The 15,608-nt window shown below is 61.8% G+C and carries 17 protein-coding genes; 5 read left to right on the top strand and 12 right to left on the bottom strand.

From position 1 onward, the window contains the following. Positions 1-270: 270 nt before the first annotated feature. Genes otnK through ltnD form a run of 3 tightly spaced genes read right to left on the bottom strand, consistent with a single transcriptional unit; the run spans position 271 to position 3,277 of the window. Positions 271-1,548: a 3-oxo-tetronate kinase gene (gene otnK, locus HP556_RS23745; protein ID WP_175368766.1), complete on the bottom strand. Its 1,278-nt coding sequence runs from the start codon at positions 1,546-1,548 to the stop codon at positions 271-273. Next, positions 1,545-2,327 (bottom strand): 2-oxo-tetronate isomerase, encoded by a 783-nt coding sequence (gene otnI / locus HP556_RS23740; RefSeq protein WP_175368765.1) that lies wholly within the window; start codon positions 2,325-2,327, stop codon positions 1,545-1,547. Before otnI ends, otnK begins: the two co-directional genes overlap by 4 nt. A 17-nt stretch (positions 2,328-2,344) precedes the next feature. Continuing rightward, positions 2,345-3,277, bottom strand: coding sequence for an L-threonate dehydrogenase (gene ltnD, locus HP556_RS23735; protein WP_175368764.1), 933 nt, complete (start codon positions 3,275-3,277; stop codon positions 2,345-2,347). 133 nt (positions 3,278-3,410) lie between these two features. Here ltnD and otnC point away from each other — a divergent pair, with 133 nt between their 5' ends. Beyond that, positions 3,411-4,079: a 3-oxo-tetronate 4-phosphate decarboxylase gene (gene otnC, locus HP556_RS23730; RefSeq protein ID WP_175368763.1), complete on the top strand. Its 669-nt coding sequence runs from the start codon at positions 3,411-3,413 to the stop codon at positions 4,077-4,079. A gap of 10 nt (positions 4,080-4,089) precedes the next feature. Here otnC and HP556_RS23725 read toward each other — a convergent pair whose 3' ends face one another. The 8 genes from HP556_RS23725 to HP556_RS23690 all read right to left on the bottom strand — a co-directional run bounded on the left by HP556_RS23725 (position 4,090) and on the right by HP556_RS23690 (position 10,247). Next, positions 4,090-4,344 carry a ParE family toxin-like protein gene (locus tag HP556_RS23725; RefSeq protein WP_175368762.1) on the bottom strand — a complete coding sequence of 85 codons (255 nt, stop codon included), beginning with the start codon at positions 4,342-4,344 and terminating at the stop codon, positions 4,090-4,092. Beyond that, entirely contained in the window at positions 4,341-4,541 is a 201-nt protein-coding gene (locus HP556_RS23720) for a hypothetical protein (protein WP_175368761.1), read from the bottom strand. Before HP556_RS23720 ends, HP556_RS23725 begins: the two co-directional genes overlap by 4 nt. Positions 4,542-4,593: 52 nt before the next feature. Continuing rightward, complete coding sequence (locus HP556_RS23715; protein WP_068733264.1) at positions 4,594-5,298, bottom strand: ABC transporter ATP-binding protein; 705 nt, start codon at positions 5,296-5,298, stop codon at positions 4,594-4,596. Beyond that, complete coding sequence (locus HP556_RS23710) at positions 5,282-6,016, bottom strand: ABC transporter ATP-binding protein (protein ID WP_068733262.1); 735 nt, start codon at positions 6,014-6,016, stop codon at positions 5,282-5,284. Before HP556_RS23710 ends, HP556_RS23715 begins: the two co-directional genes overlap by 17 nt. Continuing rightward, positions 6,013-6,996 carry a branched-chain amino acid ABC transporter permease gene (locus HP556_RS23705; protein WP_170849756.1) on the bottom strand — a complete coding sequence of 328 codons (984 nt, stop codon included), beginning with the start codon at positions 6,994-6,996 and terminating at the stop codon, positions 6,013-6,015. Before HP556_RS23705 ends, HP556_RS23710 begins: the two co-directional genes overlap by 4 nt. After that, complete coding sequence (locus HP556_RS23700) at positions 6,996-7,829, bottom strand: branched-chain amino acid ABC transporter permease (RefSeq protein ID WP_210269314.1); 834 nt, start codon at positions 7,827-7,829, stop codon at positions 6,996-6,998. The genes HP556_RS23705 and HP556_RS23700 overlap by 1 nt, the downstream gene beginning before the upstream one ends. Before the next feature lie 267 nt (positions 7,830-8,096). Next, complete coding sequence (locus HP556_RS23695; protein ID WP_175368760.1) at positions 8,097-9,347, bottom strand: ABC transporter substrate-binding protein; 1,251 nt, start codon at positions 9,345-9,347, stop codon at positions 8,097-8,099. Between the two features lie 81 nt (positions 9,348-9,428). Then, entirely contained in the window at positions 9,429-10,247 is an 819-nt protein-coding gene (locus tag HP556_RS23690; RefSeq protein WP_175368759.1) for a putative hydro-lyase, read from the bottom strand. Positions 10,248-10,366: 119 nt separating this feature from the next. Between HP556_RS23690 and HP556_RS23685 the strand changes: the two genes are divergently transcribed. The 3 genes from HP556_RS23685 to HP556_RS23675 are packed head-to-tail and all read left to right on the top strand — an operon-like array spanning position 10,367 to position 13,504. Continuing rightward, complete coding sequence (locus HP556_RS23685; RefSeq protein WP_093759539.1) at positions 10,367-11,284, top strand: LysR family transcriptional regulator; 918 nt, start codon at positions 10,367-10,369, stop codon at positions 11,282-11,284. A 41-nt stretch (positions 11,285-11,325) separates the two neighbouring features. Continuing rightward, positions 11,326-12,573: a Zn-dependent hydrolase gene (locus HP556_RS23680; protein ID WP_175368758.1), complete on the top strand. Its 1,248-nt coding sequence runs from the start codon at positions 11,326-11,328 to the stop codon at positions 12,571-12,573. Between the two features lie 22 nt (positions 12,574-12,595). Beyond that, entirely contained in the window at positions 12,596-13,504 is a 909-nt protein-coding gene (locus tag HP556_RS23675) for an NAD(P)-dependent oxidoreductase (RefSeq protein ID WP_175368757.1), read from the top strand. A 72-nt stretch (positions 13,505-13,576) separates the two neighbouring features. Here HP556_RS23675 and HP556_RS23670 read toward each other — a convergent pair whose 3' ends face one another. Continuing rightward, a complete protein-coding gene (locus HP556_RS23670) occupies positions 13,577-14,653 on the bottom strand; it encodes a tartrate dehydrogenase (RefSeq protein ID WP_175368756.1) in 1,077 nt (358 codons plus the stop codon). Positions 14,654-14,797: 144 nt separating this feature from the next. On the opposite strand from HP556_RS23670, the gene HP556_RS23665 reads away from it, so the two are divergent. Beyond that, complete coding sequence (locus tag HP556_RS23665) at positions 14,798-15,577, top strand: SDR family oxidoreductase (RefSeq protein WP_175368755.1); 780 nt, start codon at positions 14,798-14,800, stop codon at positions 15,575-15,577. The last annotated feature ends 31 nt before the right edge of the window (positions 15,578-15,608 follow it).

Here is a 15,608-nt window from a genome sequence, read left to right as displayed (position 1 = left end):
CGGCCTGTCCACGCCAGCAGATTTACCCGACCTGCGACAAAATAGCTAACGCGCGAAGCCTCACGGCAATTCACTTCAGCGGTATTGTTAATTGTTTCCGGGCCGCCGTGGCGTCCGCACAACAGTTTTAGGCTTAAAAAGACGCGGCTGCGGCTCGCGACATGCAAGGTGTCATGGGCCGGTCAAAGATGAACTATCTGTAATGCGCGCGACGTTGGCAACGTCCTGCCTATTCGGGCAGCCTGTCGCCCCTGGATTGGGCGGCAGCCATCACACCATCAGGCCAAGCGCGTCCGCGAAGAAATCCGGACCGCCGAAATTGCCGGACTTCAATGCCAGCAACATCTGGCGCTCGGCTGTACCGACCGCGCGCAATACCGGCACACCGGCGGCGATTTCGGCACCGACCAGAAAACCCGGAATGCCCAGCCGATCCACGACAGCGCCGGATGTCTCGCCGCCAGCCACGACGAGCCGTTGTACGCCGGCGCGGACGAGACCTTCAGCGAGATCGGCCATCGCCTGCTCGATGGCATGCCCCGCGGCATCGCGGCCATGGCGCTTTTGCAGGGCTGTCACCTGATCCGGCGTCGAACTGCTTGCGATCAGGGCCGGGCCCTTACCCAACCGCTCTTTGGCCCAGCCGAGCGCGCGCTGAACTTCCGCGCCGCCGGCAATCACCTGTTCGGGATCGAGATGCAGCACCGGCATCACCTGTTCGGCGCGCGCGATCTGCTGCAGCGTCGCCTGCGAACAACTCCCAGCCAGACAGGCTGCAGCGCCACCCACAGGCGTATCCTTGATCGAGGTCGCCGCATTCGCCTTGACGCGGCCGGACGCGACCAGTGCGCGCGCCAGGCCAAGCCCCATGCCGGATGCACCGACAGAGACGCGATGACCCAGGGCGACCGCACCGATGGTTTCGAGATCGCTGGCAAACACCGCGTCGATGATCGCCGCGCCAAAGCCATTCTCCGACAGTCCATCGAGATGCGTCCGCACCACGTCGGCGCCGCAGGCGACAACTCCGAGATCGACCAACCCGATATTTGTCGCGCTCTGCCGCGCCAGCACACGGACGAGATTGGAGTCGTGCATCGGATTGAGCGGGTGATCCTTGAGCGGGCTCTCGTTCAGCGGCACGGAGCCAACGAACAGATTGCCCTGATAGACCGTCCGACCGGTCTCGGGGAATGCCGGCGTCACCAGCACGATATTGTCACCGGAATCGAGCCGCAATGCGTCCATCACCGGGCCGATATTGCCGGCATCGGTGGAATCGAATGTCGAACAGATCTTGAACAGCACATGATCCGCGCCGCGGCTGCGCATCCATTTTTCGGCGGCGCGCGATTTCTCGACCGCCCTGCTGGCCGCGATCGAGCGACTCTTCAGCGATACTACAACGGCATCGACGTCTGGCAGCTGCAGATCATCCGCAGGAATGCCGATGGTCTGCACCGTGCGCAGACCGCAGCGGGTCAGCGTGTTGGCCAGGTCGGACGCACCCGTGTAGTCGTCAGCGATGCAGCCCAGCGCCAGCGTCATGCTTTCACTCCGGCATAGGGCTTGAACCAGCCAAGTCCTGCGACCGTGTCGCCGGCCGGGCGATATTCGCAGCCGACATAATTGTCGTAGCCGAGCCGGTCGAGTTCATCGAACAGGAACGGATAGTTCAGTTCCTCACCGGACGGTTCGTTGCGCGACGGCACGCTGGCGATCTGGATATGCCCGATCCACGGCAGCATCTCGCGCAGCCGCATCGTGACGTCACCGTGCATGATCTGGCAGTGATAGATATCGAACTGCAGTCCGAGATTGGGAATCTTCATGTCGGCGATGATGTCGCGTGCGAACATGAAGTCGTTGAGAAAGTAGCCAGGCACGTCGCGCGGGTTGATCGGCTCGATCACCACGTCGACGCCATGTTCGCCGAGAAAATTCGCGGACCATTCAACGGATTTGCGGAAGGCCGCCACGGCCTTCGGATCACGGCGATCGGCGAGACCGGCCATCATGTGCAGCCGGCGGACATTGGTGGCCAGGGCATAGGGCAGTGCCGTGTGAATGCTCTGCCGGAGCTCATCGAACTTGTCGGGGCGAGCGGCAAAACCCTTTTCGCCGGCATTCCAGTCGCCCGGCGGCAGATTGAACAGCACCTGCTTGAGCCCGTTGCGTTCCAGTCGTTCGGCAATCGCTTCCGGCGGATGCTCATAGGGAAACAGGAATTCCACCGCAGTAAAGCCTGCCTTGGCCGCGGCATCGAAGCGATCGAGGAATGCGTGTTCGTTAAACATCATGCTGAGATTGGCGGCGAAGCGGGGCATCGATCGTCCTCGTGTTCTTAATTCGGCTCGCCCGGCAGCTTGGTGCCGGTGACCTTGGCATACATTCGCGCCACCGACGCGTCGTCATCGCGGCCCATGCCTGACGCCGATGTCATCAGGAACATCTGCAGAGCCGCAGCGGAGACCGGCACGGGAAATTTTGCCGTACGCGCCATGTCCTGGATGATGCCGAGATCCTTGACGAAGATATCGACCGCGCTGCGCGGCGTGTAATCGCCATCGAGCACATGTGGCATGCGGTTCTCGAACATCCAGGAGTTGCCGGCGGAGGCGGTGATCACCTCATAGACCTTGCGGATATCGAGACCCTGCTTGGCCGCAAACGCGATGGCTTCCGAGGCGGCGGCGATATGTACGCCCGCGAGGAGCTGGTTGATCATCTTGAAAGCGGCGCCCTGCCCGGCAGCATCACCGAGTTCATAGAGCTTGGCGGCCATCGCATCGAGCGCCGGCCGCGCCTGGGCAAAGGCAGCCTCGCTGCCGGATGCTAGAATGGTGAGTTCGCCCTGCGCCGCACGCTGTGCACCGCCGGAGATCGGGGCATCGAGGTAATGTCGGCCGGTGGCTTCGAGATCCCCGGCGAGGCGGCGGGCGACATCGGGATCCATCGTCGCGGACGATACGAATACCGCACCTTTCGGCAGCGTTTCGGCAACGCCATCCACCCCGAACAGGATGGTCTCCGTCTGCGCGGCATTGACGACGACACTGATGACGATATCCGCGCCCTGCGCGGCACCGGCCGGGGTATCAGCGCCCTGCCCTCCGTCGGCCACGAAGCGCTTCACCGCATCCGCCGAGACGTCACAGCCGGTCACCATGAAGCCGGCCTTCTTCAGCGACAAGGCCATGCCATAGCCCATCGACCCCAGGCCAATAACGGCGACGCGTGGTCTCTCAGAACTTGGTTTTTCAGATGCAGGTGACATGCGGCAATTCCCTAGGGGTCCTCGATGGCCAGCTTGAGGCGGCCTTGCCTCTCGGTAACACGGCTTGGCCATCATGCCAAAGCGTGGGAAAAAGCATCACGAGGAAATGCCAAGAAAAGACCGAGGACATCCGGTGACTGACACAAAGCTGCGTGAAGAGATCTGCCGGCTCGGCCGCTCGCTGTTCGACCGCGGGCTGACGCCGGGCTCATCAGGCAATATCAGTGTGCGCTGCGATGATGGCGGCTGGCTCGTGAGCCCGACCAATGCGTCACTGGGCTCACTCGATCCGGCCCGGCTGTCGCGCCTCGACAGCAACGGCCGCCTCATATCTGGCGACGCGCCGACCAAAGAGGTTCCGCTGCATGCGGCACTGTATGAGACACGCAGCGCCGCCCGCGCCGTGGTGCATCTGCATTCGCCCCATTCGGTCGCCGTCTCGATGCTGCCGGAAATCGATCCGCGCGCCGCGCTGCCACCGATGACGCCCTATTACCTGATGAAATGCGGCGCGACGGCGCTGGTGCCATATTATCGACCGGGCGATCCGGCCGTCGCCGACGCCATTAAGGGCCTCGCCGGCAAATATTCATCGGTGCTGCTGGCCAATCACGGCCCCGTAGTGTCCGGCGACACGCTGGAAGCAGCGGTCTATGCCATCGAGGAGCTCGAAGAAACCGCGAAACTCTATCTGCTGCTGCGCGGGCTCAACCCGCGGCACCTGACGCCGGCACAAGTGAAGGACCTGGTGGCGACGTTCGGGCTGGTTCTGCCCGATCATGACGCGCATGGGCACGATTGAGCCAGGCGGCTCATTTAAGGAGTTGATCGTAGTCGGCGTGCGATCCAATCCAGAACCATAGCAAACCATCATCAACCTCAACGGCCAAAGCCCGATAACGCAGGCCAACGCGCGCCGAAACGTAGCGGCCGATCTTCTTCAAGTGCAGCGAAGGGTGACTGGGGTCACTTTTCAGCAGCGCAAAATTCTTGTCTGCCAATGAACGAACGTGAACGGGTAATCGCCGATATGCCGCCCAGAATTCCGGGCTGGCGAGGTGTTTCACAGGTCTCGCGCGCGGCCTTGGCTGTAGCCGTTCAGAGCTTGCTCCGCCAAGCGGTCCAGCTTCCCTGACGATGCATCAGCAGCAATCTTTTGATCGAACACTTCGGCGTCAAAAGCCTCGAACCAGGCACGGAATTGCGCTAGCTCTGCCGGTGGCAGATTCTCGATCGCCTTCTCGATGTCTTCGACGTTGCTCATCCAAGAACGATAACACGTTCGTCAGCGGCTTTAAACGGGACAATTCCGGGACTTACAGCCCCAGATACGCCTTGCGCACATCCGGATTGGTCGCAATCTCCGAGGCCTTGCCCTGCATCTGGACGCGGCCGGTCTGCAGGATGTAAGCGCGGTCGGCGATCTCCAGCACTTCGGCCATGCGCTGCTCGACGATCAGCACAGTCATGCCCGCGTCGCGGATCTTGATGACCGCCTGAAAGATCTCGTCCACCAGCTTCGGCATGATACCCTGCGACGGTTCGTCAAGCATCAACAAGCGCGGACGGGTCATCAGTGCGCGGCTTATGGCCAGCATCTGCTGCTCACCGCCGGACAGGGTTTCGGCGCGCTGCTCGAGACGTTCGGAAAGGCGCGGGAACAGGTCGAACACCAGCTTCAACGGCTCGTCGCGATCGGGCTTGCCGCGATACATGTAGCTGCCGAGGCGGAGGTTGTCTTCCACCGACAACCGCGGAAACAGCCGGCGGTTTTCCGGCACATAGGCGATGCCGCGCGCGGTGATGAGATGCTGCGGCACGCCGTTGATCTGCTCGCCATCGAAGGTGACGGTGCCCGAACGCGGACGCTCGGCGCCGGCGATGGTCTTGATCAGCGTCGACTTGCCGGCGCCGTTGGAGCCGCAGACGGCGACGATCTCGCCCTTGGCGACGTCGATGGTGACGTCCGAAATGGCGACCAGCCCCTGATAGGCGGTGGTGGCCTCACGCACCGACAGCATGGCGATCCCCGAGATATGCACTGATGACTTCAGGATGCCGCACGACATCCGCGGGTTTGCCCTCGACGAGCTTCTTGCCGAGATTGAGCACGATGGCGCGGTCGACCAGCGGCATGACGATTTCCATGACGTGTTCGACCATCAGCACGGTGACGCCGGTCTCGCGGACCTTGCGAACCAGGGCCACGCCCGACTGCGCCTCGAGCGGCGTGAGGCCGGTAAGACACTCGTCGAGCATCAGGAGTTTGGGCTCGGTGGCCAGCGCACGCGCCACTTCGAGGCGGCGCTTCTCCGACGGAATGAGATCCCTAGCAAGCTTGTCGGCGCGCGGGGCAAGACCGCAGAACTCAAGCACCTCATGTGCCTTGCGCCGCGCATCGCGCATCTTTTCGTTGCGGATCAGCGCGCCGACGATGACGTTGTCGATCACGGTCATGGTCTCGAAGCTCTTCACCACCTGGAAGGTGCGCGCGATACCGCGCTGGCAGCGTTCCGCCGCCGGCATCTGCGTGACGTTCTCGCCGTTGAACCAGATCGTGCCCTGCGTCGGCGGCAGCACGCCGGCGATCAGGTTGAACAGCGTCGACTTGCCGGCGCCGTTCGGCCCGATCAGGCCGACGATTTCGCCAGCGCCGACGGAGATCGAGACGTCGCTATTGGCGATCAGGCCGCCGAAGCGCTGCCAGACGCCACGGGTTTCGAGAAGAGGTGTCGTCATTGCGGCACTCCTTTCGAAGCCGGACGTCGCGAGAACAGGCCGATCAAACCATCGGGCCGCGCCAGCGAGATCACGACGATCACTGCGCCATAGAGGATGAGATCGACGCCGCGGCCGGAGCCGCCGATGAAGGAGCGCGTCAGTTCGGTCATCGGGATCAGGATGACCGCGCCGAGCACGGGTCCCCATAGCGTACCGATACCGCCCAGCACCGCCGGCAGCGCCATCAGCAGCGAGAACTGGAAGGTCATGACACTTTCAGGATCGATATAGGAGACGAACTGCGCATAGAAAGCGCCGCCGATCGCGGTGAGGAAAGCGGAGACGGCAGCGGCGCCCATCTTGGAATTGAACACCACGACGCCCAAGCTTTCGGCCGCATCGGGATTATCCTTCACCGCGCGCCACCAGAAGCCCCATTTAGAGTCTTCCAGCCACCAGGTGATGAACCAGGCGACGCAGCAGAACACCAGCGCGAAGTAATAGAACGGCAGCTTGCTGCGGGTGAACTGGAACTTGGCCCAGCTATCGCCGCGCACCGGGATGTCGATGCCGAGCGCCGCACCGGCATAGTCCCAATTGTGGAACAGCAGGAAGCCAATTTCGGCGATGACGATGGTGGCGATGACGAAGTAATGGCCGCGCAGGCGGAAGGTCGGATAACCCAATGCGAGCGCGATCAGCGCAGAAATGATGCCACCGCCGAGCATGCCGAACCACGGCAGCACGCCGAATTTGGTGAACAGCAGCGCCGTCGTATAGGCGCCGAGGCCGAAATAGAGCGCATGGCCGAGCGAAATCTGACCGCAATAGCCGCCGAGGATATTCCAGGCCTGCGACAGCGCCGCATACATCAGGGTCAGCACCATGATGTTCTGGACATAGACGTCCTTGACGAAGAACGGCACGCAGGCTGCGATGGCCGCAAGCGCGGCGGCGAGAATGAGGTCGCGGCGGCGACGCTGTGTGAAGCTGTCCATCAGATCGATCCGAACAGGCCGCGCGGCCGGACAAAGACAACGAGGAGATAGACGGCATAGATGCCGACCGATTTGAGCGACGGCGGCAGGATCATCGCGGTGGTCGCCTCGACCAGACCGACGATGATGCCGCCCGCAAACGCGCCGAACACGCTACCGAAGCCGCCGAGCGCCACGGTGACGTAAGCGATCAGCGCAAAGGACGCGCCCACGTCGGGATAGATGTAGAAGAAGATCGCCATCACGCCGCCGGCGAGACCGATCAGCGCCGAGCCGAGGCCCCAGCCGAGGGCGAACACCTTGTTCTTGTCGATGCCGACCAGCGCCACGGCACCGGCATCCTCACGGGTCGCTTCAAGCGCGCGACCGAAATCGGTCTTCTTCATGAAGAAGTAGAGCGCGCCGAAGGCAGCGATGGAGATCAGCGCGCCGACCAGCTGCGGCACCGGCAGGAACACGCCGAAGATCGAGATGGTCTTGCCGCCGAGCATCGAGGCCGGGATGCTGCGATAATCCGGGGTGAAGAAGAACTGCGCGAGGCCGCGCATCAGAATGGCGAGGCCGAAGGTTGCGAAGATCTGCACCATGCCGATATTGGCCTTGGCCCGCATCGCGAAGCGTATGATCACGAGATAGATCACCGCGCCGAACACGAACATGCCGGCCGCCACCAGCGGGATCGACAGCAGTGGGTCGACCGCCCAGAACATGAACAGGAAGAAGGTGAGATACATCGCCAACATCAGGAATTCGCCATGGGCGAAGTTGGTGACGTCCATCAGCCCGAAGATCAGCGCGAGGCCGACCGCGAGCAGGCCGTAGAGCAGCCCCATCAGCAATCCGCTGGCAAGGCTCTGGATGATGGTCGCGGCGGTCACGAAGTAATCCTCTCTGTCTGTCGTCCCCGCGAAAGCGGGGACCCATAACCACCGACATCACAACTGGGCGATGCCGGTCAGACCAGGTGCAAACCAATCCTTCGGAGGATATGGATCCCCGCCCCCCGCACGCCTTCGGCGTGCTAGGCGGGGATGACACCGGAGTATGTGATGGCATCGTCGAGTCCGACGACGCCATCACATGCGTTTAGAGAACGCGCCTTACGGCATCGGCCAGATCGCGTCCGCCACGGCGGCCTGCGGCGGGAAGATGGTGACGAACTTGCCACCATTATACTGCAGCAGTACCGGATCGGCGTTGTTGTTCTGGCCCAACTCGTCGAACTTGACCTTGGCCCACGGCATGATCGTGCTTTCGCCCGGCATGTCGGTGGCGACCAGCGCTTCGCGGATTTTCTCACCATCGGTGGACTTGGCGCGATTGATGGCATCGGCCATCACGATCAGGCCCATGAACTGGCGCGAGGAGTAGTCGTTGAAGTCCTTGCCGGACTTCTCCTTGAACATGTCGTTGATCTTGCCGACCATCGGACGCTTGGCGGCGAGATCGAGTGAGAACGAACCGCGCGAGATGACGCCCGGAATCTTGTCACCGACCGCATCATACAGCGCCTTCTCGGAGAAGCCGGCGTCCTGTGCGACGATGTTCTTGGCCTTGTAGCCAAGTTCGCCCATGGTCTTGATGAGCAGGATGCCATCGGTGGTGTAGCTCGACGGCATCAGCACGTCGGCATTGGCAGCCTTGAGCTGCTGCACTTCGGCAGTGAGTGACGGCGAATTGGCGCGATACTTGATGTCGGCGACGATTTTGTAACCGCGGTCGGCAGCGAGCTTGATCTGCGCATTCGCCGAGTCCGTGCCGAAGATGGTGTCTTCGTGGAACAGCGCCAGCGTCTCGATCTTCTGGCCTTTTTTCTTCAGCGCATCGAAGAAATCGAACATCGCCGTCGAGAACATTTCGTCATGCGGGGCGGCGCGGAAGTAATATTTCAAACCGCGGCGATGCAGGCTTGGCGACGAGTTGTCGGCCGACAGGAACGGGATCTGGTAGCGCTCGCAAATCTGGCTGACGGTGACGGCGACGGCGCTCTGATAGGTGCCGACAATGGCCGAGACCTTCTCCTGGGTGATGAGGCGTTCGGCTTCAGCGCGGCCCTTCTGCGGATCGGCCTGATGGTCGGCGAAAACGAGACGTACCTTGGCGCCGCCGAGACCAGTGAAGCCTTCGCCCTTCGCCATCGGCAACGCGAAATCGTAATCCTTGTTGATGATATCGGCAGCCGTTTCGAAAGCCTTCTGCGCGTCGACGCCGATCTGCGCGCTGGCGCCGGACAGCGGATAAATCACGCCGATCACGACTTCCTTGACCTGCGCGCGCGCAGGCTTGGCGAGAGGCAGCAGCGCGGCGGAAGCGGCGCCTCCAAGCAATACGTTTCGGCGAGAAATCGTCATGTCTTTGTCCTTTGTGACCGGCGGCTATCGATGAAACTAATCAAGGTTACGGTAAAGCCCGAAAGATCGGCAAGCTGCTTCTTATAAAACAGCCAAATGCTTATTCTTCAGGTCCGTGACGAGCATGACACCCGGCGCATGCGTAATCGCGAACGGCACGCGCGCTGCAGCAATGACCGCTTGCGGCGTGACGCCACAGGCCCAGAACACCGGGATTTCATCGTCGTTGATGTGCACCGCATCGCCGTAATCAGGCTTGTTGATATCCTTGATGCCGATCGACTGCGGCAGACCCAGATGTACCGGCGCACCATGCACTGCGGGAAACCGCGAGGTGATCTGGACGGCACGGATCGCATCAGCCGGCTTCAGCGGTCGCATCGACACCACCATCGGCCCGGCGAACGGGCCAGCGGATTTGCAGGCGATGTTTGTGCGATACATCGGCACCAGCACATCCTGTTCGATGTGACGGATCGGCAGGTCATCGGCCATCATGGCTTCTTCGAAAGAATACGAACATCCGATGACGAAAGACACGAGATCGTCGCGCCAGTACTTCGTCACCTCGTAAGGGCGATCAATCGCCTCACCATCCTTCCAGACGACATATTGCGGAATGTCAGTCCGGATATCGAGATCAAGACCGAGGGCGGGAATGCTTGGATTGCCGACATCCGACATGCCGATGATCGGGCACGGCTTCGGATTGAGCTGGCAGAAGCGATGGAAAGCCGCGGCCTGGGCTTCCGGCAGAATGACGAGATTGCCCTGGACATAACCCGGGGCCACTCCGGCGGTGCTGCCATATTTGCCCGCGCGATATTCGCGGCGAGCAACCGCGCTGGGCAAATCCGAGGATCGATCGTCGCTTTGCTGCGCTGCCGAAGAAATAGCCATCTTAGTGTCCTGCCTAATTCTGCCTCGACACGCACTGAAACTCAGGGCTAGTATAATGTCTAATCGTTGTTTTTAATCGACATCCATAAATCCTACTTATCTATGGCCGGATCGCATCCATGGCGGACTTCAAGGCGCTGGAGACTTTTCTCTGGGTGGTCAATCTCGGCAGCTTCCGCGGCGCGGCCCAGAAGCTCAACACGACCCAGCCGGCAATCTCCCAGCGTATCGCGCAACTGGAACATGAGATGGGCGTGCGGCTTCTGCAGCGCGACCGCCGTATCGCCTCGCCGACGCCGGCCGGGCGGCAGATGCTGGTCTATGCCGAAAAGCTGATCGGCCTGCGCTCAGAGATGATGGCGGCGGTTGGCGATCGCTCGGCAATGCGCGGCGTGCTGCGGCTCGGCGTCGCCGAGACCATCGTCCACACTTTGCTGACGCGGCTGATCAAGCACGTCAACATCTCGTATCCGAACCTGTCCCTCGAAATCGAGGTTGATATCACGCCGAACCTGAATGCGCGGCTGCAGGCACAGGAGATCGATCTCGCTTTCGTGCTCGGGCCGCTTTCGACATCCAACATTCGCAACCGTGTGCTGTGCGACTACCCCGTCGGCTTTCTCGCCAGCCCTTCGCTCGGGCTCGGCAATGATCTGCTCTCGATCCATGACCTCGCGAAATTTCCCATCATCACCTTCTCGCGCAAGACCCGGCCCTACGAGATCGCGCGCTCGCTGTTCAACCGGCCCGACCTGCCACCGATCCGGCTGCACGCCAGCGCGTCGCTGTCTACCGTAATGCACATGGCGATTGAGGGCTTAGGCATAGCACTGATCCCGACAGCCATCATCGAGAACGAACTCGCGGACGGACGCCTACAATTGCTCAATACCAACCTGCAGCTCCAGCCGCTGACATTTTCGGCAAGCTGGCTCGCGTCACCCGACACGGCCGCGATCGAACTCGTCGCAGGCATTGCTGCGCAACTGGCGCAGAACAGCCCATTGGTTGACGAGCCGGCATCGCCGGGTCATTGAAAAGCAGGCCTCTTCAACACAAACTTCTCGGGACAGACCGCATGACCAAGCTTGGCGACAACCTCAAAATCGATTCCGCGCGGCTCTGGGACACGATCAACGAGACAGCGAAATTCGGCGGCACCCCGAAAGGCGGCGTGCGGCGTTTGACGCTCGGGCCTGAAGACAAGCTGGTGCGCAACTGGTTCCGCAAGGCCTGCGAAGATGCCGGCCTCGAGGTGCATATCGATGCCCTCGGTTCGATGTTCGCGCTGCGCAAGGGCCGCGACATGTCGAAGGCCCCGATCGGCGTCGGCTCGCATCTCGATACCCAGCCGACCGGCGGCAAGTTCGACGGCATCCTCGGCGTGCTCGGCGCGCTCGAAGTCGTCCGCACGCTGAACGATGCCGGCATCGAAACCGAGATGCCGATCTGCATCGCCAACTGGACCAATGAAGAAGGCTCGCGCTTTGCGCCGGCAATGATGGCCTCCGCCGCCTATGTCGGCGACTTCACCACCGACGACATTCTGTCGCGCAAGGATCATGACGGCGTCACCGTCGGCCAAGCACTCGACGAGATCGGCTATCGCGGCGACGTGCCGGTAGGCACGCAGAAATTCTCGGGCTTCGTCGAACTGCATATCGAGCAGGGCCCGATCCTGGAGGCCGAAAGCAAGACCATCGGCGTAGTCGATTCCGGCCAGGGTGTGCTGTGGTTCGACGGCAAGATCACCGGCTTCGAGAGCCATGCCGGCTCGACCCCGATGCCGCTGCGTAAGGATGCACTCGCGACACTGTCCGAGATCGTGCTGGCCACCGAGCGTGTAGTCAGCAATATCGGCGCGCTCGGCACTATCGGCGAAGCCGTGATCGCAAATCCGTCGCGCAACGTGATCCCTGGCGAGATCGCCTTCACCATGGATCTGCGCAGCGCCGACGCCGGCAAGCTGGACGCCATCGAGAAGGGCGTCCGCGATGCCATCAAGGAGATCGCTGCGCATCGCAAGGTCGACGTCGCCTTCGACAAAGTCTGGCACAAGCCGCCGACGCACTTCAACAAGGACTTCGTCAATGCGGTCGAGACCGCTGCGACCTCGCTCGGCTACTCGCATCGCCGTATCACCTCTGGCGCCGGCCACGACGCCTGCAACCTCAACAACATCATGCCAACAGCGATGGTGTTCATTCCGAGCAAGGATGGTATCAGCCACAACGAGCTCGAAAGCTCGACGCAGGAAGATTGCGCCGCCGGCGCCAATGTATTGATGCATACGGTGCTGGCGCTTGCCGGCGTCGCATCGAAGTAACGAAGACAGACAGGGGATAGTGATGCGGGGTGTATTCGTCGATGCCAGCGAAGAACTGGCGAAGATTCTGGAACGGCTGACGCAGCCAGGCGACATCGCAATCAAGATCAATCGCGATGAGGACATCAAGTCAGCCGATTTGCCTGGGGTGCTGGACGGCGCCGAGATCGCCATCATCGATCACACCTATCTGCCGACCGATGTGGCCAAGCAGTGCGCCGGCCTGAAGCATGTGGTGTTTCTCGGCACCGGCGCGCGCAGCTACATGAATATCGAGGAGCTTGCCGGGCTGGGGATCGAAGTCCACCTGATCCGCGGCTACGGCGACACCGCCGTCGCCGAATGCGCCATTGCACATATGTGGGCTGCCGCACGCGGCCTTGCCCAGCAGGACCGTGAAATGCGGGCCGGCAACTGGCTGCGCGATGAAGGCATGGAGCTCACCGGCAAAACGGTTGGTCTGATCGGCTTCGGCGGCATCGCTGCGGAAGTCGCGCGTATTGCGCTCGGCTCGGGCATGAAGGTACTAGCCTGGAACCGGTCGCCGAAGTCCTATCCTGGTGTCGAGTTCACTGACATGGAAACCGTGCTGTCGCAGAGCGACGTCGTGTCAATTCATCTTCTGCTGAATGACGACACCCGCGGCATGATCACCCGCGAGCGCATCGGCCAGATGAAGAAGGGTGCAATCCTCGTCAACACTGCCCGCGGAGCCGTGGTCGATGAAGCCGCGATGATCGATGCGCTGCGCTCGGGCCATCTGCGCCATGCCGGCCTCGACGTATTTGATATCGAGCCGCTGCCGGCCGGCCATGTGCTGACGACGCTGCCGAACGTGACGCTGTCGGCACATTCGGCGTTCCGGACGCCGGAGGCGAGCATCAATCTGATCGCGGCGGCTTGGAAGCACTGCCGGCGAATCGCCGCCTAACCTTTCAATCGTCTGAAACGGAAATGCCCGGCATGAAGCCGGGCATTTTTTTTGCGCGTCAGTGGCGGCAGCTTACTCCACCATCTCCGCGACGGCCTTGCCGCAAGCGCCTGTATCGGCCTGACCGCCGAGATCGCGCGTCCGCAGCGTCCGCTCTTCAAGCGTGCGTTCGATCGCCTTGACGATCGAGTCTGCGGCCTGCTTCTCGCCGAGATGCTCAAGCATCATCGCCCCGGACCAGATCATGCCGATCGGATTGGCGATGCCCTGCCCCGCAATGTCCGGCGCCGAGCCATGCACCGGCTCGAACACCGACGGGAAATCGCCGGTCGGGTTGATATTGCCGGACGGCGCGATGCCGATGGTGCCGGTGCAGGCCGGGCCCAAATCGGACAGGATGTCGCCAAACAAGTTGGACGCAACCACGACGTCGAACCAGTCCGGATGCATCACGAAATTCGCTGTGAGAATGTCGATGTGATACTGGTCCCACTTCACATCGGGATAGTTGGCGCCCATCGCCTTCACGCGCTCATCCCAATAGGGCATCGTGATCGCGATGCCGTTGGACTTGGTCGCCGAGGTCAGGTGCTTCTTCGGCCGCGACTGCGCGAGGTCGAACGCAAATTTCAGGATGCGGTCGACACCAGTGCGGGTCATCACCGTCTGCTGGGTAACGAATTCACGGTCGGTGTCCGGAAACATGCGACCGCCGACGGAGGAGTATTCACCTTCGGTGTTCTCGCGCACCACCCAGAAGTCGATGTCGCCGGGTTTGCGACCGACCAGCGGACAGGGCACGCCGGGCATCAGGCGCACCGGGCGCAGATTGACGTATTGGTCGAATTCGCGCCGGAACTTGATCAGCGAGCCCCACAACGAAATGTGATCCGGAATCTTTGCCGGCAGGCCGACGGCGCCGAAGTAGATCGCATCGTGCTTCCCGATCTGCGCTTTCCAGTCGTCCGGCATCATCTGGCCATGCTTCTCGTAATAGTCATAGGACGAGAAGTCGTAATGATCGAAATGCACCTTCACGCGATGCTTTTTCGCTGCCGCTTCAAGGACACGCAGGCCTTCCGGCATGACTTCCTTGCCGATGCCGTCGCCGGGGATGACCGCGATCCGATATTCTTTTTGTGCGCTCACGTGGGGTTTCCTTCGCCAGTAATTCTGCCTGCAGATGTGGACCAAAGCCGGCCTGCGATCAACGCTGCACTGCAATGTTGACCGGTTTTGCCGCAGGGGCCTAACTCTGTCGCAGACAATCCCTTCTGCAATCAGAGGCATTCCATGGATCTTCATTTGCGCGGCAAGCGCGTCCTGATCACGGGCGCATCCAAGGGTATCGGCGCTGCGGCCGCGGAAGCGTTTGCCGAAGAAGGCTGCGATCTCCGCCTCGCGGCCCGCAATGTGGAGCAGATGCAAGCGCTGGCGGACCGGCTGCGATCCAACCACCAGATCGACGTCGCCGTGCATGGCGTCGATCTGCGCAAGCCGGACGATCTGGCCGCGCTGGCGGTCGCAACTGGCGATATCGACATCCTCGTCAACAATGCCGGCGATATTCCCGGCGGCTCGCTCGACAAGATCGACGAACCGACCTGGCGCCATGCCTGGGACCTCAAAGTGTTCGGCTTCATCAATCTGACGCGCCTCGTCTATGCGCAGATGAAGGCCCGCGGCCACGGCGTGATCGTCAACGACATCGGCGCCGCCGGCGAGAAGTTCGACGCCAATTACATCTGTGGCAGCGCCGGCAATGCCGCGCTGATGGCGTTCACCCGGGCGCTGGGCGGAAAAAGCCTGAAGGACAATATCCGCGTGGTCGGCATCAACCCGGGCCCGGTGGAGACCGAGCGCCACATCACGCTGATGAAAACCCGCGCCAAGGCGCAATTCGGTGACGAGAATCGTTTCCGGGAATTGCAGCAGGGCCTGCCGCTGGGCCGCGCTGCGAAACCGCGCGAGATCGCCGATATGATGACGTTTCTGGCGTCAGAGCGCGCGGGCTATACGACCGGCGTGATCTACACGGTGGATGGCGGATATGGCGCTGGATGGGGCAGTTAGTCGCTTTTCTTAACCTCGCCCCGCTTGCGGG

The sequence above is a fragment of the Tardiphaga robiniae genome (genome assembly GCF_013359755.1).
GTDB lineage: Bacteria > Pseudomonadota > Alphaproteobacteria > Rhizobiales > Xanthobacteraceae > Tardiphaga > Tardiphaga robiniae.
The sequence above is the reverse complement of the archived record's forward strand: the minus strand, read 5'-3'. Positions and strand labels throughout refer to the sequence as shown.